Source organism: Actinophytocola sp., assembly GCF_035942955.1.
GTDB lineage: Bacteria > Actinomycetota > Actinomycetes > Mycobacteriales > Pseudonocardiaceae > DASYTH01.
The window spans coordinates 1-18657 of the sequence record NZ_DASZCQ010000152.1 but is presented as its reverse complement, the minus strand read 5'-3'; the positions used below and the strand labels follow the sequence as shown (position 1 = coordinate 18657).

The 18657-nt window shown below is 71.2% G+C and carries 17 protein-coding genes; 3 read left to right on the top strand and 14 right to left on the bottom strand.

Translation table 11 applies throughout. From position 1 onward, the window contains the following. The 8 genes from VGX25_RS15075 to VGX25_RS15040 all read right to left on the bottom strand — a co-directional run. On the bottom strand, positions 1 to 188 hold a 188-nt coding region (locus VGX25_RS15075), incomplete at its 3' end, for an FAS1-like dehydratase domain-containing protein (RefSeq protein WP_326918406.1). After that, the gene (locus VGX25_RS15070; RefSeq protein ID WP_326918403.1) at positions 179 to 706 is read right to left on the bottom strand and encodes a hypothetical protein; all 528 of its coding nucleotides are present in this window, start codon (positions 704 to 706) and stop codon (positions 179 to 181) included. The genes VGX25_RS15070 and VGX25_RS15075, both read right to left, overlap by 10 nt. Positions 707 to 717: 11 nt before the next feature. Beyond that, positions 718 to 2901 (bottom strand): hypothetical protein, encoded by a 2184-nt coding sequence (locus VGX25_RS15065; RefSeq protein ID WP_326918402.1) that lies wholly within the window; start codon positions 2899 to 2901, stop codon positions 718 to 720. Then, complete coding sequence (locus VGX25_RS15060) at positions 2901 to 3263, bottom strand: hypothetical protein (RefSeq protein WP_326918401.1); 363 nt, start codon at positions 3261 to 3263, stop codon at positions 2901 to 2903. Before VGX25_RS15060 ends, VGX25_RS15065 begins: the two co-directional genes overlap by 1 nt. Before the next feature lie 119 nt (positions 3264 to 3382). Further along, positions 3383 to 4717 carry a phosphoglucosamine mutase gene (gene glmM / locus VGX25_RS15055; protein WP_326918400.1) on the bottom strand — a complete coding sequence of 445 codons (1335 nt, stop codon included), beginning with the start codon at positions 4715 to 4717 and terminating at the stop codon, positions 3383 to 3385. A gap of 93 nt (positions 4718 to 4810) precedes the next feature. Beyond that, positions 4811 to 5272: a 30S ribosomal protein S9 gene (gene rpsI / locus VGX25_RS15050; RefSeq protein WP_414635812.1), complete on the bottom strand. Its 462-nt coding sequence runs from the start codon at positions 5270 to 5272 to the stop codon at positions 4811 to 4813. Next, positions 5269 to 5715, bottom strand: a complete 447-nt coding sequence (gene rplM, locus VGX25_RS15045) for a 50S ribosomal protein L13 (protein ID WP_326918399.1) — start codon at positions 5713 to 5715, stop codon at positions 5269 to 5271. Before rplM ends, rpsI begins: the two co-directional genes overlap by 4 nt. Positions 5716 to 5842: 127 nt before the next feature. Then, entirely contained in the window at positions 5843 to 6586 is a 744-nt protein-coding gene (locus tag VGX25_RS15040; RefSeq protein WP_326918398.1) for an SDR family oxidoreductase, read from the bottom strand. Positions 6587 to 6836: 250 nt separating this feature from the next. On the opposite strand from VGX25_RS15040, the gene VGX25_RS15035 reads away from it, so the two are divergent. Continuing rightward, entirely contained in the window at positions 6837 to 7184 is a 348-nt protein-coding gene (locus VGX25_RS15035; RefSeq protein WP_326918397.1) for a tetratricopeptide repeat protein, read from the top strand. Between the two features lie 248 nt (positions 7185 to 7432). On the opposite strand, the gene VGX25_RS15030 is transcribed toward VGX25_RS15035, so the two are convergent. The 4 genes from VGX25_RS15030 to eccCa form a co-directional block, all read right to left on the bottom strand. Beyond that, entirely contained in the window at positions 7433 to 7708 is a 276-nt protein-coding gene (locus VGX25_RS15030) for a WXG100 family type VII secretion target (RefSeq protein ID WP_326918396.1), read from the bottom strand. Between the two features lie 75 nt (positions 7709 to 7783). Further along, the gene (locus VGX25_RS15025; protein WP_326918395.1) at positions 7784 to 8092 is read right to left on the bottom strand and encodes a WXG100 family type VII secretion target; all 309 of its coding nucleotides are present in this window, start codon (positions 8090 to 8092) and stop codon (positions 7784 to 7786) included. 275 nt (positions 8093 to 8367) lie between these two features. Further along, positions 8368 to 10140, bottom strand: a complete 1773-nt coding sequence (locus VGX25_RS15020) for a type VII secretion-associated protein (protein ID WP_326918394.1) — start codon at positions 10138 to 10140, stop codon at positions 8368 to 8370. Beyond that, positions 10137 to 14129, bottom strand: a complete 3993-nt coding sequence (gene eccCa, locus VGX25_RS15015; protein ID WP_326918393.1) for a type VII secretion protein EccCa — start codon at positions 14127 to 14129, stop codon at positions 10137 to 10139. Before eccCa ends, VGX25_RS15020 begins: the two co-directional genes overlap by 4 nt. Positions 14130 to 14386: 257 nt before the next feature. On the opposite strand from eccCa, the gene eccD reads away from it, so the two are divergent. Together eccD and mycP are read left to right on the top strand one after the other, a co-directional pair. Continuing rightward, positions 14387 to 15784 carry a type VII secretion integral membrane protein EccD gene (gene eccD, locus VGX25_RS15010; RefSeq protein WP_326918392.1) on the top strand — a complete coding sequence of 466 codons (1398 nt, stop codon included), beginning with the start codon at positions 14387 to 14389 and terminating at the stop codon, positions 15782 to 15784. Positions 15785 to 15786: 2 nt separating this feature from the next. Then, positions 15787 to 17211 (top strand): type VII secretion-associated serine protease mycosin, encoded by a 1425-nt coding sequence (gene mycP, locus VGX25_RS15005; RefSeq protein WP_326918404.1) that lies wholly within the window; start codon positions 15787 to 15789, stop codon positions 17209 to 17211. A gap of 10 nt (positions 17212 to 17221) precedes the next feature. Here mycP and VGX25_RS15000 read toward each other — a convergent pair whose 3' ends face one another. Together VGX25_RS15000 and VGX25_RS14995 are read right to left on the bottom strand one after the other, a co-directional pair. Further along, positions 17222 to 18085, bottom strand: coding sequence for an ESX secretion-associated protein EspG (locus tag VGX25_RS15000; RefSeq protein ID WP_326918391.1), 864 nt, complete (start codon positions 18083 to 18085; stop codon positions 17222 to 17224). Positions 18086 to 18108: 23 nt separating this feature from the next. Beyond that, positions 18109 to 18468, bottom strand: a complete 360-nt coding sequence (locus VGX25_RS14995) for a hypothetical protein (protein WP_326918390.1) — start codon at positions 18466 to 18468, stop codon at positions 18109 to 18111. Positions 18469 to 18657: the final 189 nt, after the last annotated feature.

Below are 18657 nucleotides of genomic sequence, written 5' to 3'. Positions count from 1 at the left end.
GTGGTGAGCAGGTCGTTGCCGGCGACGGCGCGGACCGCGTCGATCGTGGTCGTGGCGACGAGCCGGTCTCCGGCGCGGATGGGGCGGGCGTGGACGAACTTCTGCTCGCCGTGCACCACGCGGCTGTAGTCGAAGTCCACGTCCGGGTCCTCGAGCACCACGTTGGCCGCCGCGAGGGTCAGCACGATCGCGAAGGTCGGCGGGGCGATGACGTCGGCGTGACCGGCGGCGCGGGCGGCGGCGCCGGAGGTGGTTGCTCACGCGGCGAATCGTCCTCGCCGGCATACCCAAGCGACAGCAGGTGCGTCCGGTCCTCGGCGACCGCAGGCGGCATGGGCGGCGGCTCCGGCGGCAGCGGGACCGGCAGCGCGGCGGCAGGCACCGGCAGGCCCACCGGCGCCGTGGCGGCCTGCTCGGTGAACTCCTCGCCGCCGAGGGACATCACGGTCGGTTTCGTGTCGCGCCGGGCCCACGGGCTCGGCGGTTCGGCGGTGGCCCGGTCCCCCTCCTGCTTGGCCTGCGCGTCGGCGACCAACTGGTCCATCGCCCTGGCCTCGGCCTGCTGCCGGGCAAGCGCCTCGCGGAACTGCCCGTCGATCTCGGCCGACCGCGCCGCGTGCTCGTCGAGCGCCTGCAGCCCCGCCGTGGTGATCTCGTCGAGCCTGCGCCGGGTGGCGTCCTCATCGATCTCGTCGGTCAGGTACATCGCCGGCCCCCTTATCGCCGCTGGCCCTGGTCGTCGGACTCGAGCACGCCCCCGAACCGGCCGGCCGGCTCGGAGTAGGCGTCGTCGAACAGGTCACCCGCGGTCCGCCACTGCGACCCGGCCCGCTCCGTGTCGCCGCCACCACCACCGGCTCCGGCTCCGGCGCCCGCCATCATCGGCATCCCGCCGCCGGCCATGCCGCCCTGCGCCGGCTGGCCACCGGACTCCGACGCCGACGCCAGGCCGGCCTCGCCGGGAGCCGTCTGGGGCGGCACGTGGGTGTACGGGCTGTCGCCCGGGAACCCGATGGAGCCCACCTGGCCGAGGCTGCCGGTGCCGCCGAAACCGGTGGCCGGGCCGTCCCCCGGCTGGCTCGACGCCGTGCTGGTTTGCAGCACCGGCTCGGCGCTCTGGCCGACCGGCAGATCCTGGCCGGCTGGGATGTCCTGGCCGATCGGTCGACCGGCCGCGGCCGGCTCGGCGATCGGCACCGGTTCGGTTCCGGGCCCGGCGATCGGCCCGGGCCCGGCGAAGGGCGCGGTCGGGGTGGAGGGTGCCGGTTCGGCGGTTCCGAAGCTCGGCGTCGGCTCGGCGGTTCCCGTTCCTGCGCGGATCGGCTGGGCGATCGGCGTGGCCGTGCCGGCGGTGCCCTCGGAGTAGTCCAGCGTATAGGTGGTCGGGTTGCCCTTGCCGTCGTCGACGGTGACGACGACCGTGTCCGATGTCCCGGGTGGACGCTCTGCCGTGATCGTCAGCGGCGGGTCGGAGATCACGCACTTGCCGTCCGGGCCCGGCTCGATCGGGGTGGCCGCCTCGCCCGGCTCCTGACCGCCGGTCCCGGGCTGGCCGGTGCCCGATCCGTCGGTCGGGCCCTGCGGGTCGTCCGTCGGGTAGGGCAACGGGCGGACGGACTCCTGTCCCGGTGTGCCGGACGGAGTGGTGCCGGCGCCGAAGTTGAGGTCGTAGGTCTTCGGGGTGCCGGTGCCGTCGTCGACGGTGACCTGCACGTTGCCCTGGCCGTCCGGGCTGGTGACGGTGATCTTGTGGTCGCCGTCCTCGACGGTGACTGTCTCATCGGGACGCTGCGCGCCGGGTTGGGGCTCCGGCTGGGGCTCGGGCTGCGGTTGGGCGATCGGCTCCTGCGCTCCGCTGCTCCCCGTGCTGCCGGGACCCGGGTCACCGGGACCACCGCCCGTGTCGCCGGGTCCGCGCCCGCCGCCCGGGTCGGTACGTCCCGGGCCACCACCGGGATCGCCGCGCCCCGGGTCACCGCGCCCGGGATCGCCTCCCGGATCGCCGGTGTCGCCGGTCGGTGCGCCGGGGGTCTGCATGGACTGGAAGACCTTGCGCTCGGCCATGACCTGCAGGTTGTCCAGTGCGGCGGTGTGCAGCTGCCCGACGTCCTCCTTCAGGCGGTCGGTGGCCACGTACCACTCGTGGATCTTGTCCTGGATGGCCCGCTTCTCCTCGCCGGCCCACCTGACGGTGTCCCGGTACTGGCTGAGCGAGACACCGGGATTGTCCGTGCAGTCCCAGCTCTCGAGCTGGTTGAACAGCCGGTTGTTCACCAATTTTCCGTTGATGACACCCTGCTGCTGGTCGTTGTTGTAGGTGCATTCCCAGGCATGGCTGGAGTTGCAGTTGTTGGCCAGGTGCTCGCCGCTGTCCTCGGACATCTTCCACCAGTCGTTCGGCGGCGCCATGCCGTCGAACCGGAGAATGCTCGTGCTGTTGTCCCGGTACCGCTCGTAGAGCGTTCGGGCCGCGCGCATCGCGTCGCGAAAACCCTGGCCGGTCGCCTTCGCGGCCTTCGCGTACTCGTTGAGGACCTGCTCGACTTTCTCGATCGAGGCCCGAAAGGCGTCGAACGACTCGCCCTTCCATTCATGCGCGAGCTGGTCCTTGCCCTTCTTGACCACCGACGAGATGTTCTCGATCGCGGCGGCCAGGCCCTCAAGCCGGGCGGCGTCCTTCTCTATCTTTCCCCAGCGCAGATCGCAGACCTCCTGGCGCTTGGCGCCGGGCTTCGGCTGCAGGTTCAGCTCGAGCTTGTTGTCGTAATCGACCAGCGTGTGGTCGACGCCCTGGTCCAGCGGGGCGCCGATGACGTCCCAACACTCGCTGCCCTCGTCGACGTCGGCGTAGGCGACCGCGTTGTTCATGGCCGCGGTGGCCATCGGCATCTCGAAGTTCATCAACGTCCCCCTGCCCCCGGTGGAACACTGCTGCTGCTGTCCTCGGCAAGCTGCGTCTCGATGGATTTGATGTTCTGGTACGCGGAGGTGTCCGCGTTCACTACCAGATCGGTGCCCTGCATCAAATTCGCGTGGATATTGCCGAGATTCGTCGCCAGATTTCCCAGATCCTGGACGAGCGCCTGAATGTACTGCTCGAACTGCCCGCCTTCGGCGGTCCACGACCTACCGAAATCGGCCGCTTTCGCGGTCGTGCTCCCCAGCGTCCCCTTGACCTGCTCGATCTGAATCTTCGCCTGGTTGAACACCTCGGCGAACCCCCGAACCGCATCCGGGTTGTAGTCGAACCCGCCTTTTCCCACCCTGTTCTCCTCGCTCCCACCTCGGTCTGCGTCCACAGACTACTGCCGCGGTCGATCTGGAGTGAGACTTCCGGCCGGCCGGGGGTGGTTCCTGGTCGGTTGCAGTTGGAAACCGCAGGTCAGCCGACCGAGGAGACCACGCTGGCCAGGCGGTGGGCGGCGGTCTCGGCGGTGTCGTGGGTGGGCGCCTCGACCATGACCCGGACCAGCTGCTCGGTGCCGGACGGCCGGAGCAGCACCCGGCCGGTGTCGCCCAGCTCGGACTCCACCGCGGCGACCGCCTCGCTCACCGACACCGACGAGGCCACCGCCGCCTTGTCGGCGACCTTCACGTTCACCAGGACCTGGGGCAGCCGCCGCATCACGCCGGCGAGCTCGGCCAGCGTGCGCCCGGTCGAGGTCATCCTGGCCATCAGGCGCATGGCCGTCAGCAGGCCGTCGCCCGTGGTGGCGTAGGCGGGCAGGACCACGTGCCCGGACTGCTCCCCGCCCAGGGAGAACCCGCCGGCGCGCAGCTCCTCGAGCACGTACCGGTCGCCGACCGCGGTCGTGCGCAGCTCCAGCCCGTGGTCGCGCATGGCCAGGTGCAGGCCGAGGTTGCTCATCACGGTCGCGACCAGCGTGTCCTCGACGAGCTCGCCGGCCTCCTTCATGGCCAGCGCGAGCACGGCCATGATCTGGTCGCCGTCGACCAGGTCGCCGGACGCGTCAACGGCCAGGCACCGGTCGGCGTCGCCGTCGTGGGCGATCCCCAGGTCGGCCCGCTCGGCAAGGACGGCCTCGCGCACCGCGTCCAGGTGGGTCGACCCGCAGCCGTCGTTGATGTTCTCCCCGTCCGGCAGCGCGTGGATGGCGATGACCTCGGCCCCGGCCTCCCGGTAGGCGCGCGGGGCGGCGGCCCAGGCGGCCCCGTTCGCGCAGTCGACCACCACCCGCAGGCCGTCCAGCCGGTACGGGGTGGAGCTCAGCAGGTGGGTGACGTAGCGGTCGAGCGAGTCGCTGATGTCGTAGATGCGCCCCACCCCGGCGCCCGTCGGGCGCGGGCCGGGCGCGTCGACCCCGGCCTCGATCTCGTCCTCGATAGCGTCGGGGAGTTTGTGCCCACCGGCGGCGAACAGCTTGATTCCGTTATCCGGCATGGGGTTGTGCGACGCGGAGATCATCACGCCGAGGTCGGCGTCGAGGTCGCCGACCAGGTGCGCGATGGCCGGGGTCGGCAGCACGCCGACCTGCATGACGTCGGCGCCGGCCGAGGTCAGCCCGGCGCACACGGCCGCCTGCAGCATCTCCCCGCTGACCCGCGGGTCGCGGCCGACGACCGCGATCGGCCGGTGCGAGCTGTCGTGCGCGGCGAGCACCCGCGCCGCCGACGCGGAGACGGCAAGGGCCAGCTCGGGGGTGAGATCGCCGTTGGCGAGCCCGCGCACTCCGTCCGTGCCGAACAAGCGGGCCATGGTCGGTGCCTCCTTGCAAGGGGATGCAGTTAACGCCGCGCCCAGGTGCATCTCACACACCGAACGCGGCGTTACCGACTACCCGACTTCCCGTCAGCGCTTGCTGTACTGCGGAGCCTTGCGGGCCTTCTTCAGGCCGTACTTCTTGCGCTCCTTGACCCGCGGGTCGCGGGTGAGGAAGCCGGCCTTCTTCAGGGTGGGCCGGTCGTCGCTGTCCAGTTGGATCAGCGCCCTGGCGATGGCCAGGCGCAGCGCGCCCGCCTGCCCGGTGGTGCCGCCGCCCTTCAGGTTGGCCCGGATGTCGAAGGCCTCCGGCTTGTCCAGGATCACCAGCGGCTCGCGGATGAGCTGCTGGTGCACCTTGTTGGGGAAGTACTCCTCGAGCGTCTTGCCGTTGAGCAGGAACTGCCCGGTCCCCGGGGTGACCCGCACCCGGACTACGGCCTCCTTGCGGCGCCCGACCGTCTGGGCGGTCTCCGCGGTCACGCGGGGCGCCCGAGGGGCCGCCGCCGGCTCGTCATCGATCTCCGGGGTGGTCACAAACTCTTCACTCACTGCTTCTCGACCTTCGCGATCTCGAACACCTTGGGCTGCTGCGCGGCGTGGGGATGGTCGGGGCCGGCGTACACCTTGAGCTTCTTGCCCTGCGCCCGACCGAGCTTGTTCTTCGGCAACATGCCCTTGACCACCTTCTCGAGCAGGCGGTCGGGCCGGGTCTCGAGCAGCTCGCCGAACGTGCGCTTGCGCAGGCCGCCCGGGTAGCCGCTGTGCCGGTAGGCGAACTTCTGATCGCGCTTGTTGCCGGTCAGCACGACCTTCTCGGCGTTGACGATGATGACGAAGTCACCGGTGTCCACGTGCGGCGCGAACGTGGGCTTGTGCTTGCCCCGCAGCAGCGTCGCGACCTGGGTGGCGAGCCGGCCGAGCACCACGTCCTCGGCATCGATCACATGCCAGGTGCGACTCACCTCGCCGGGCTTCGGGCTGTACGTGCGCACGGGTCTACCTCGTCGTCAAGTGTGTCTGGAGTGTCTGTGCGTGCCTCACCGAGCGATCGCTCCGCGCCGCACAACAACAACGTAGAAAGATACCTAACCCGTCTCGGCGTGGTCAAAGCGGGTGGGCTCAGCCTCGACCGATGTACGGCATCGTGGTCGCCATGATCGTCATGAACTGCACGTTCGTGTCCAGCGGCAGCTCGGCCATGTACCGGACGGCCCGCGCGACGTGCACCGGATCGAAGATCGGCTCCGCGGCGATCGTCCCGTTGGCCTGCTGAACCCCCTCCGCCATGCGTTTGCCCATGTCGGTGGCGGCGTTGCCGATGTCGATCTGCCCGCAGGCGATCCCGTACGGGCGGCCGTCCAGGGAGATCGACCTGGTCAGCCCGGTGATCGCGTGCTTGGTGGCGGTGTAGGCGGGGCTGGCCGGTCGCGGGTTGTGCGCGGAGATCGACCCGTTGTTGATGATGCGCCCACCCTGCGGCCGCTGGTCGCGCATGATCCGGAACGCCTCCCCAGCGCACAGGAACGAGCCGGTGAGGTTGGTGTCGACCACCTTCCGCCAGTCCGCCAGCGACAGGTCCGCCACGTTCCCCGGGATGTTGATCCCCGCGTTGTTGAACAGCACGTCGACCCGCCCGAACTCGGCGCGGACCCGCTCGAACAGCGCGGCCACCGACTCCGGCACGGCCACGTCCGTCGGCACCACCAGCGCGGCCTCCGCCGCCCCACCGGCGTCCGCGGTCTCCCGCAGCCGCTCCTCGCGCCGGCCGGCGAGCACCACCCGGAAACCGGCCGCCAGCAGCTCCAGCGCCACCGCCCGGCCAATCCCTGACCCGGCCCCGGTGATCACGGCTATCTGTGGCATGGCCCCAGTGTCACAGAACGCCGAGCGGCCGTGTCACGCTGTCGCGAGTGGAAGTCCGGTTCCGGGTGCTGGGGCCCGTGGGCGTCACCGCCGGCGGCTCCCCGCTGCCCGTGCCGGGCGGGAAGTTGACCACCCTGCAGTCGATCGAGCACGGCGAGGAGGCCCTGCGGATCGCGCGCACGCTGGAGACCGAGCCGGCGCTGGCCGGCACGCTGATCGCCCTCGGCCGCAGCTACCCGCGAACGCCCCCGTGGAGCTCGCCAGGGAAGCGCTCGCCCTCCTTCCCGAACGGGACAGCGACGGCAGAGCACTGGCGTTCCGCACGCTCGGCAACGCCTACGCCAAGCGGGGCAACGTCCCGGAAAGCGCCGCCAGCTACCAGCGGGCGATCGAGATGTACCACCACCCGGACATGCGGTTCGACGAGGCGCAGACCTACATCGACCGCGGCGACCTCCACCTCGAGGCCGGCGATCCCGGCAGCGCTCGGGAGTGCTGGCACCGAGCGCTGGCCACGCACGCCGAGGGCCGGCACCCGCAGGCCGATCAGGTGCTCGATCGCCTGGTGCGGCTCGACTCCGGCGTCCCTGCCGGCTGACGCCTCGGTTTCGTGCCGGGGACCCGTCACCCGCACCCCCAGTGCGGGTGGCGGGCCGCCTCGGTACCAGTCCAGCGCACGCCGCTCACACGTCTCTCACACTTGGCCCACCCGGCGATAGCGCGGAGTCGCCGGGCGACGGAAGAAATGTTCCCGAGCGGTTCGAGAACCTGCCGAGGCTCATTGAAAAAGGCAAAACAAAGGCCCCGGGAGCATTCTCCCGGGGCATCCTTGTTCGTATCCCTAAATCACCAGCGGCCGGCGTTCTTGCTCTCCGTCGCCTGGGCGTCGGCGTTGGTGGTCTTCACCGCGGTCGAGATCCGGGCGAGCGTCTGGTTCAGGTGGTCCGCGGCGTTGTTCCACTCGGCGCGGGTGGCCTGGAAGCCCTCGCTCGCGGCACCGGCGTACAGCTCGGTGAGGTTGTTCACCTTGGAGCGCAGGTCCTCGAGGGTGGTGTTGATCGCGGACACCTGACCGTCGATGGACCCGGCCAGGGTCTCCAGGGATCCGAAGTCGTAGCTCATCTGGCCATCCATTGGCCATCTCCTCTCAAGCTTTTATGGGCGGTTGTCGAATGTCTCGGTGGCGTTGGCGCGGGATCAGATGCCGTCGAGCGCGGCGGTGATGCCGGACAGGCTCTCCTGGGCCTGCTGCTCCTGGCGGTCGTACTCGGTGGCCGAAGCCGAGATCTCCTCGGCGATGCGCACCAGGGAGTCGTTGAGCCGCTGGGCGTCGCTCTGGAAGGCCCCCATCAGCTGCACGAACGCGGTGTGTGCCTGGCCCTTCCACTGCACAGAGTCGACGGCCGCGGCGAGCGCCTTCATCCGCTCCATGAGCTGGACGTTGGCGTCCTCCATCTCCCTGCCGGCCTGGCGAAGCTCGTGTGATCCAGCTGTGTAACCAGCCATGAGGTTTAACCCCCTTCATCGGGTTGGTTCGCCGTACGTTTGTTGGCTGCGTACGGCGGTTACGACGACACCCTGCCAGGTCCGGTTCCGCGCCGCCTCCGGTTCGCTACAGGTCGTTGCCAACGTGAACGGCGACCCTCGGAACCGACTGTTGAACTGCGGGTGAACTGCCCCTGCCGAGCGGCATCGACCAGCGCGATTTACACGGGCGAATGCGATTCGCTGTTGCGAAATATTCCGCCGCCAACCCCTCGTCCGGGTGATACCGGAAGGGATCACTCGGTGATCGTCAGGGTGCGGACGACGGTCTCGCACGCGGCGCGGACGGCGTCGCGGGCCGCCTCCGTGTACTGGCAGCCGATGCTGACCTGGGTGTGGGCCTTGAACAGGACGTACCAGTCGACGGTGGCGTCGACGTCCGGCAGGCGTTCCCGGTAGTGGATCAGCTGCCGGTCGGCGTAGCTGGCGTTGTCGTCGAAGTCGGAGAACCGGTTGCCGGCGCGGTCGAAGGCGGCGCGCAGCGTGTCGACCGCGCGGGGGCGGTCGGAGTCGCTGTCGAAGGCGAGGCTGATCTGCTCGACGAGGATCCGGTCGTCGCCCCGCTCGCCGCCGACCGGTTTGACCTCGGTGGCGAGCTTGTCCGGGTCGCCGCCGGTCTGCGTCCACCCATCGGGCAGGGCGAACTGGTACCGGTACTGGGCGATGACCCGGCCGGTCTGGGGTTGCCGGGTGGGCGGCGAGGTCTGCGGGTCGCCGTCCGAGCCGGTGAGCGCGAGGACGAGCGCGATCACCCCGCCCACCACGGCGACCGCGCCGAGGCCCAGCCAGGCCAGCCGGCGGTGGGGCGCGGCCGGCGGGGGCACGGTGACGGGCTGGCCGCGGGCGGGGGTGACCGGAGCGGCGGGCCGCGGCGGCGGGGCCTGCTCGGCGACCGTGCGGGCGGGCACCACGCCCGTGCGGTCCGGATCGGGGTTGACCGCCCGCAGCGCGCCCCTGGCCACCACGGTCTCCGGCTGGTCGAGCGTGGTGGGCACGACCCCGCAGCGCTCGTGCACCAGGCGCGCGATCATCGGGATCCGGCTGGAGCCACCGACCAGGAAGATCCCGGCCAGCTGCCGCGGGGCGACGCCGGCCGCGCGGATCGTGGCCTCGGCGAGCTCTGCGGCGCGGCGCAGCGGGGCGGAGATCAGGCGCTCGAGGTCGGCCCGGGTGACGTGCGCGTCGGGGAACGGGGGCGGCAGCGGAACGTCGGTGAACGCGTGCCGGGACAGGGTTTCCTTGGCCCCGCGGACATCCTGGTGGATCACCCGGCGGCGGCGCCGGTCGGGCAGCTCGCGACCCTCGATGAGCGCGCGCCACGTGTCCGGGTCCGTTGTGGACACGAGCGATCCGACGTGCTCGAGCAGCAGCTGGTCGATGTCGGCGCCGCCGAACGTCGGGTCGCCGCGGGTGGCCAGGACCTGGTACGGGGGTGCGCCGGGGAGGGACTGGCGCCGCACGACGCTGACGTCCACGGTGCCGCCGCCGACGTCGAGGACGGCCAGCGGCCGGTCGGCGGCGCCGCGCGCGGCTGGAAAGCTCGCCGCGTGGAAGACCGCCGCGGCGACCGGCTCCGGGATCAGCGTGATCCGGGCGGCCAGGCCGTTCGCCGCCTGGCGGAGCACCCGGGTGCGGACTCCGCCCCAGTCCGCCGGGTGGGTCAGCACGAGCTGGTCGACGGCGGCGCCGCCGGCCACCCGGCGGGCCTCGGCGACGGCCCTGGCCAGCACGGCCCTGATGACGTCGCGCACCCCGAGCACGGTGTTGCCCAGCAGCAGCTCGGCCTCGTCGACGCGGCGCTTGGGATGCGGCTCGTATCGGGACGGGTCGATCGCCGCCTGGCGGTCGGCCTCCTGCCCGACGAACAGGGTGCCCTTGGGCGAGGCGTACACGGCCGAGGACATCAGCGGGTGGCCGTCGATGGCGACGACCTGCGGCTCGCGACCGTCGACCGACACGGCGATGCACGTGCTCGACGTGCCGAAGTCGACGGCGACGCGGAGTCTCACTCTGGCGGGATCCACGCGACGTGCATCAGCTGCTGGCCACCGCGGCGGCTGACCAGGGTGCCGCGGCCGGGTGGCAGGGCGGACGGCTTGACGGTACCCAGCAGGGCGCCCTCGTCCTTGCTGCCGCTGCCGATCAGGCCGGGGCTGGCGATCTCCTTGAGCTTGCCGATCACCGGGTCGTACATGGCGCGGCCGGCGCCACCCGTGCGCCGCATGGTGATCACGTGCAGCCCGACGTCCTTGGCCTGGGCCAGGAACTCCGACAGCGGCGCGAGCGGGTTGTTGCCCTGGGTGGCCACCAGGTCGTAGTCGTCGACCACGATGAACAGCTCCGGACCCTTCCACCAGGAGCGGTTCTTCAGCTGCTCCTGGGTGACGTCCGGGCCGGGCAGCCGCTTGGTCATCGAGTTGCGGACGTCGTTGATCATGCCCGAGAGCTGGTTGGCCGACACCGCGTAGCCGAGCAGGTGCTCGGTCTCGATGAAGCCGAGCATGGTGCGCCGGTAGTCGACCAGGATGATCACGGCCTCCTTGGCCGTGTACCGCTCGATGATGCCGCGGGTGATCGTGCGCAGCAGGTTGGTCTTGCCCGACTCGCCGTCCATGAAGGCCATGAAGTGCGGCTCGGCGTCGAAGTCGAGGTAGACCGGGGCGAGCGCGTCCTCGTTGACCCCGATGGGGATCAGCCGGGACTCGCGCCGGCCGTCCTGGGCGAGCAGATCGGCGTACGGCAACAGGTCCGGCAGCAGCCGCACCTGCGGCGCGTGCCGGCCGCGCCAGGCGCCGCGGATCTTGGCGATCGCGTCCTGCACGCCGGCGGCCACGTCCTCGGGGTTGGACGAGCCGTCGATGCGCGGCAGCCCGACGAGGAAGTGCAGCTTGTCCCTCGACAGGCCGCGGCCGGGCCGGCCCTCCGGGACGTTGACCGCCACCCGGCGGTCTACTTCGGACTCACTGGGATCGCCGAGGCGCAGCTCGAACCGGGTGCCGAGCAGGTCCTTGAGCGCCGGCCGGATCTCCGCCCAGCGGTTGGCGGTGACGATCACGTGCACGCCGTAGGACAGGCCCTGCGCGGCCAGGTTGACCACCTGCATCTCGATGGCCTCGAACTCCTGGCGGAAGTTCAGCCAGCCGTCGATGACCAGGAAGACGTCGCCGAACTGGTCCTCCTTGAGGTCGCCGCGCCGCTTGCGGTTGCGGAAATCGGTCATCGAGTCGATGGCCCGCTCCCGGAACAGCAGCTCCCGCTCGGTCACCAGGCCGGCGACCTCGGCGACCATGCGGCGCACCTTGTCCGGCTCCAGCCGGCCGGCCACGCCGCCGACGTGGGGCAGGCCGTTCAGCGTGCCCATCGTGCCGCCGCCGAGATCGACGATGTAGAACTGCACCTCCTCCGGAGTGTGCGTCAGCGACATCGACATGATCAGCGTGCGCAGCAGCATCGACTTGCCCGACTGCGGGCCGCCGGCGACCGCGGCATGCCCTGCCGCACCGGAGAAGTCGGCCCACAGCAGGTCCCGACGCTGCTCGAACGGCTTGTCGATCAAGCCGAGCGGCGGCTGCAGCCGGCCGTTGCCGAAGAACCCGACCGGCGACAGCCCACGGTCCTCCGTGGGCTGCAGCGGCGGCAGCAGGGTGTCCAGCGAGTTCGGGGTGTCCAGCGGCGGCAGCCACACCTCGTGCGCGGGCGGGCCCTGGCCGACCAGCCGGCTGACGATCACGTCCAGCTCGCTCGGCTCGGTCGGGCCGCTCTCCTGCTTGGGCGCCTCCTTGGGCGCCTCCTTCGGCTTCTCCGGCTCCTTGGGGATCTCCACGTAGTCCGGCACGAACAGCTTGGCCCGCCGGTCGCCGGTGATCGGCGCGGCCGGACCGACCGTCTGGATGCCCGCCGGGCGGTACGGCCCGGACACGTAGGAGGCCTTGAACCGCACCATGGTCGAGGTGTCGAACTTCAGGTAGCCGGAGCCGGGGACGGACGGCAGCTCGAACGCGTCCGGCACGCCGATGGCCGCCCGGGACTCGGCCGCGGAGAACGTCTTGAGACCGATCCGGTAGGACAGGTGCGAGTCGAGGCCGCGCAGCTTGCCCTCCTCCAGCCGCTGCGAGGCCAGCAGCATGTGCATCTGCAGCGAGCGGCCCAACCGTCCAATTGCGACGAACAGGTCGATGAAGTCGGGCTTGGCCGACAGCAGCTCGGAGAACTCGTCGACCACGATGAACAGCGCCGGCAGCGGGTCGAGATCGGCGCCGTTCTCGCGTGCTTTCTCGTACTCCCAGACGTTTTTGAAGTTGCCGCCGTTCTTCAGCGCCTCCTGGCGGCGGTTCATCTCACCGGCAAGCGCGTCCTTCATGCGGTCGACCAGGATCAGCTGGTCCTGCAGGTTGGTGATGACCGCGGCGACGTGCGGGGCCTTGTCCAGACCCAGGAACGTGGCGCCCCCCTTGAAGTCGACCAGGACGAAGTTGAGCGTGGCCGACGAGTGCGTGGCCAGCATGCCGAGCACCAGCGTGCGCAGGAACTCCGACTTGCCGGAACCGGTGGCGCCGATGCACAGGCCGTGCGGGCCCATGCCCTCCATCGCCGCTTCCTTGATGTCCAGCTCGACCGGCTGGCCGAACTCGCCGACCCCGAACGGAACCCGGTAGCGGTCCCGGATCGGGCGCGGCCGCCAGGCCTGCTGCACGTCGAAGGTCATCGGGTCGCCGGGGATGTTGAGCAGCTCCAGCAGCGACGGGTTGGACTTCAGCGGCTCCTCGTCCGCGACATCGGCCGCGGCGGCACTCAGCCGCCACGGGGACAGCTTGCGCGCCAACGCTTCCGCCTCCGCGACGGACAGCCGGTCCGGGCGGGCGAACCATTCCACGCCGCTCGCGCTGCGCGCCCCGAGCCGGTCCTCCTCGACCACGAGGCGCAGGCCGCGCCGCGCGGTCAGCGTGCCGAGGCAGTCGGACAGGTCGAGCAGGGTGACGCCGACCAGCCCCTCCTCGAGGATGATCTGCTCCGCGCGGGTGACCTCGCCGTCGTCGATGACGATCAGCACGTGGGGCTGGTCGGGCTGCGGCGGCGCGTTGCGGGTGAACCGCCCGCGGTCCCGCAACTGCTCGTCGAGCCACTCCTCGACCTGCTCCAGCGACCCGGCCATCATCCGCAGCTGGCCGATGCCGTCGACCAGCGTCGGGTGCTGCACGTGCGGCAGCCACTTGGCCCACTCCCACTCCTGCTTGGCCCGTCCGGCCGTGACGATCGCGACCAGCACGTCGTCCGGGGTGTGGAAGGTGACCAGATGGGCGATCAGCGCCCTGGCCAGGCCCCTGGTCAGCTCCTTGTCGCCGGACAGGCCGACCGCCGCGAAGCCGCGGATGGCGATCTGGATGGGCAGGTCGGGCACGATCGAGTGCGCCCGGACGAACCGGCGCAGGGCCAGCGTGGCGATCGGCTCGAGCTCGTCGACCGGCCCGGTCTGCGGCGGCACGAGCCGGGTGGCCAGCCGCTGCGAGCCGCGCCCGGCCCGCAGGTGGCAGAAGTCGGTGTCGGACTGGCGGCGCTCCCACATCCGCCGGCTGGTCGCGATCGACCACAGCGCCTGCGGGTCGGGGTGCACCCACTCCAGCGCGGCCCGCTGGTCGAGCGCGGCCTCCCGGGCCCTGTCCCGCATCTGGCCGAGGTACCGCAGGTAGTCCTTGCGGTCCTCGTTCATCTCGGCCTTCTTCTGGCCGGCGCCGCGCCCGCCGCCGCCGGCCATCATGCCGACCATCGACATCAGCATCATGCCGCCGAACAGCAGGGATGTCGGGTTGCCGCGGAACGCGACGAACATGAAGGCCATCATCCCGATGGTGGCCACGATCATGACCGCGGGCAGCAGCTTGAGCACGACGTTTCCGGGGATGACCCGCGGCACCTCGGGTGGCGGCTCGAGGTGGACCTCCCCGCCGGGCTGGCGGGGTGCGGAAAGCCGGGGCGACCGCTTGAACTGCAGCGTGCTCAATTCAGCACCTCGCAAGCTCGGTGCCGATGACCCTGCCGCCTCGTCCCTCGGCGACAGGGCTGCGTTGAATGGTCGCTCCGCAAGCTCCGCTCACCGAACAGGTCCCCTCTGTCTGCTCACCCACTACAACTTGCCGGAACCGGCGTACGGGCCGTTACCGGCAAGGCCATACTAGGGGCGCCACGTCAGGGCGGGGTGGCCAATCACCAACCTGACGCGGGACGCGGGAACAGGACTAGCGAATAGGGGGCCAGGCGGTGGCAACCGGTACGACCGTGTTCTCCAGGGTGACCGTGGTGGCCCCGAGAACACGTATCGACGTCGCCCTGCCGGCGGACGTCGCAGTGGCCGACCTGCTGCCGATGCTGCTGGAGATGGCCAAGGAGACCACCCCGGACGGCGGCGCCCGGCACGGCGGCTGGTGTCTTGCCAAGCTCGGCGAGGGCGTGCTCGACCCGAGCCGCACCCTGGCCTCGCTGTCCGTCGTCGACGGCGAGCTGCTCCAGCTGCGCCGGCGCTCGGAGACCCCGCCGCCACCGCTGTACGACGACGTCGTCGACGCGATCGCCGAGGCCTCCCCGGACAGCTACCGGCCGTGGACCAAGCAGACCGCCAACCGGATCGGCTACGTCGGCGGCGCGCTCGCGCTGCTCGTCGCGGCGCTCGCGGTGCTGATGACCGGGCCGCTGTGGGGCGGCGACCGGATCGGCGCCGCGGTCGCCGGCGGGGCGACCGCGGTGGTCGCGGTGGCGCTCGGCGCGGTGATCGCCAGGGCGTACCAGGCGGAGACGGCCGGCGTGCTGATCGCCGCGGCCGGCGGGCTGCCGATGGCCTTCGTCAGCGGCCTGTACATCGTGCCCGGCGACCCCGGCCGGGCCAACCTGCTGCTGGCCTGCGCGCTGGTGCTGATCGTGGCCGCCGCGTCGATCATGCTGATCGGCGCCGGGATCACCACGTTCGTCGCGGCCGGCACCGCCGCCATGCTCGGGGTCCTCGCGTTCACCGTGGCCACGCTGGTCGCTCACCCGGCCCCGGGCATCGCCGCCGGGACGGTGGCCGTCGCGCTGGCCGCGCTTTCGGTGCTGCCCCGGCTCACCATCCAGCTGGCCCGGCTGCCGCTGCCGAACGTGCCGGGCAGCGCGGAGGATCTCAAGGAGGACTCCGGCTTCCCGGACTACCGCTCGATCGAGCGGCGGGCCGGCCTTGCGCACGAGTACCTCACCGGCATGATCATCGGCTGCGGGGCGGCCACCGCGATCGGCGCGATCATCACGGCCGGGGCCAACAACGTGTGGGGGGTCAGCCTGGCGATCGTGGCCACGCTCGCGCTGCTGCTGCGCGCCCGCACGTACGCCAACGGCAGCCAGGCGATCGCCCTGCTGGCCACCGGAATGTTCGCCGCCGCCGGGATCATGATCGGCTGGCTGTTCGGGGCGAGCCCGCAGGACCGGCTGCTGTGGGTGTTCGGCTCCCTGCTGCTGATCGGGGCCGCCGCGCTGGTCCTCGGCGTGATCTTCCCGGAGCAGCGGTTCTCCCCGCCGCTGCGCCGCACCGTGGAGATCTTCGAGGCCATCTGCATCGCGGTGGTGCTGCCGCTCGCGCTTGCCGTGATGGGCCTGTACGGCACCCTGCGGCACCTCGACCTCATCTCGTGACGATGCCGCGCCGCACCACCCGGCTGACCGCGATCGCCGTCGCGGGCCTGCTCAGCGTGCTCGCGCCGGTCGCGCCGATGGCCGCCGCCCAGCCCCTGCCCGCACCGTCCGGCGACAGCATGGCCACGCCGCCCCCGCTGCCGCCGGGCACCGCGCCCCCGCAGGACACCGGCAAGCCGGACCTGGCCTACGCGCCGAAGACGCAGTGCGTCCGGTCGCTGAACGAGGGTGTTGTGCTGCCCAACAAGCCGTGGGGGCAGAACCAGCTGCGGTTCGACGAGCTGCACAGGTTCGCCACCGGCAAGGGGCAGACCGTCGCGGTCATCGACACCGGGGTGAACCGGCACGACTTCCTCGGCGACCGGCTCGTCGGGGGCGGCGACTACGTCACCGACAAGAACGGGCTCGAGGACTGCGACGGGCACGGCACCGAGGTGGCCGGGATCATCGCGGCCAGCCCCCCGCCCGGCATCGGGTTCAAGGGCATCGCCCCCGACGCCCGGATCATCAGCATCCGGCAGTCCAGCGCCAACTACGAGGGCACGCCACCGCCGACCCCGGACAACCCCAACCCCAACCCGCGCACCGCGGGCACCCTGTCCACGCTCGCCCAGGCCGTCGTCCGGGCCGCCGAGCTGGTGCCCGGTGGCGTGATCAACATGTCGGTGGACAACTGCCGGCCGGCATCGTTCGGCCGGATCCTGCCGGCCGAACTCGAGTTGCAGGCCGCGCTGCGGTTCGCGGTGGAGGACCGCAACGTCGTGCCGGTCTCGTCGGCCGGCAACCTCAGCGAGAACGGCTGCCCGAACCAGAACAACGGGCCGGACGCCAGCCGCCCGACGACGATCGTGACGCCGCCCTGGTTCTCCGACTACGTGATCTCCGTTGCGGCCATGGAGGAAAACGGCGACCCGGCGCAGTTCTCCGTGCAGGGGCCGTGGGTCAGCGTCGCCGCACCCGGCACCCAGATCATCTCCCTGGACCCGGCCACCCCGTCCGGTCTGGCCAACCGGTTGGTGACCAAGGACAACAAGCTGTCGGCCATCCAGGGCACCAGCTTCGCCGCGCCCTACGTGGCCGGCATGGCCGCACTCATCCGCGAACGCTTCCCCAACCTGACCGCCAAACAAGTCATGAACCGCATCAAAGCCACCGCCCTACACCCCGCCGCCACCGGCGGCCGAGACAACCTCGTCGGCTACGGCATGATCAACCCCATCGGCGCCCTCACCGCCATGATCCCCAGCGAACAAGGCATCACCCCAGACCCCCCCATCAACATCCCCTTCACCATGCCACCCCCCACCCCACGCGACTGGACCCCCATGACCGTCGCCCTCCTCGGCTCCGCCGGCGGCGTCGGACTCCTGCTCATCACCCTGTTCATCGTCCACACCGTACGACGCAACCGCAGGGAAGCCGGGTGAGGTTGCTTGCCTACGAACGGATCGCGGAGGCGAGCCGGCGCAGGCCGGCGCGCAGCTCGTCCTCGGTGAACGGGTTGACGCTGATCCACTCGCCGTCCTCGGCCAGGCGGAACCGGCCGCGCTGGGTGTCCAGCCAGCGCAGCTCCTCGCCGGCCCGGTGCCACTGGTCCTCGCTGTCGTCGCGCTTGGCCACGCCGGCCTGACCGTTGCCGAGCACGGGTTGCAGGTGGGTGACCATCCGCCTGGCCACCGCCTCGTCGATGCCGTGCGCCCGCAGCAACTCGTCGATCTCCTCGCGGGACAACGGCTTCGGCACGCGGATCTCGGTCGTAGTGTCCATATCGGACGGATCGGCGGCCGGGTCCTCAGCCGCCGGCATCCGGCCGCGCAGCACCTCGAAGGCGTCCTGCACGGCGCGGCGCGGCACGTTGAACGGCGCGCTCACCGACGCCGGCAGGGCCGGGATCAGCCGGATCAGGTCCTCGACCGCGTCGTCGAGCGTGACCGCCTTCATCCGCATCATCCGGTCGGGATCCGTGACGTCCTGGGTGACCAGCAGGGCCTCGTCCCGGTAGGTCAGCACGGCCGCGCCGAACACGAGCCTCTCCTTGGCCAGCACCAGATCCAGCACGCCGGTGGCGTTGCGCAGCAGGTAGACGAAGTCGTCGGCCAGGCCGAGCGGGCCGTTCTCGTCGGCAAGCCCGCGCTCGGTCAGCAGGTCCGACGCGCCGGCGAACATGACCGAGCGCTCGACCTCGGTCTCGCCCGAGGACGGCACCTCGAGCGGGAACGGGGCCTCGACCTCGGCGAAGGCGCACAGCAGCTCGACCTCGACCGGATGGAACACCTCACCCCGGTCTATCCCCATCGTCATCGGGTCGTCTTGCCCCTCACCGGTCAGCTGTAGCGGTAGCCCGCGGCGCTGTCGGAATCCATCTCCTGGTACGACGCCGCCGTCTTCTCCGCGCTCTCGACGAACTCTTCCATCCGCTTGAGGGCCACGTCGAGCTGCCCCCGCAGGCCGGTCTCGCTGCCCATCCGGTCGGTGAACTTCTCGGCGAGCTCCTGGCCGACCGGGCTGGTGCCGAGCATCGGGGCGTAGCTGGGGCTGGCCAGCTCGCCGACCTCGGTGCGGATCGCGTCGAGGTGCTGCCGCACCTGGGAGACCGCTTCCGCGAAGTCCCGCACCTGGTCGGGATCGACCTGCCAGCCGCCGGCCGTGCCGGTGGGCGCCGCGCCCTGGTTGTCGACATACATGCTGTCCGCTCCTATGCGCCTACAAGCCGATGACCGGAGGTGCGGCCTTGAGGTCGGCCGAGGAGAACGGGTCCTCCTCGACGGGGAACTTGCGGTGGTGCTCCTCGTCCTCCTCCTTGCGGGAGCCGGCGCCGCCCGCCCCGCCGTAGCCGGTGCCGTGCGGGTCGAGCGCGCCACCCCGGCCGAACC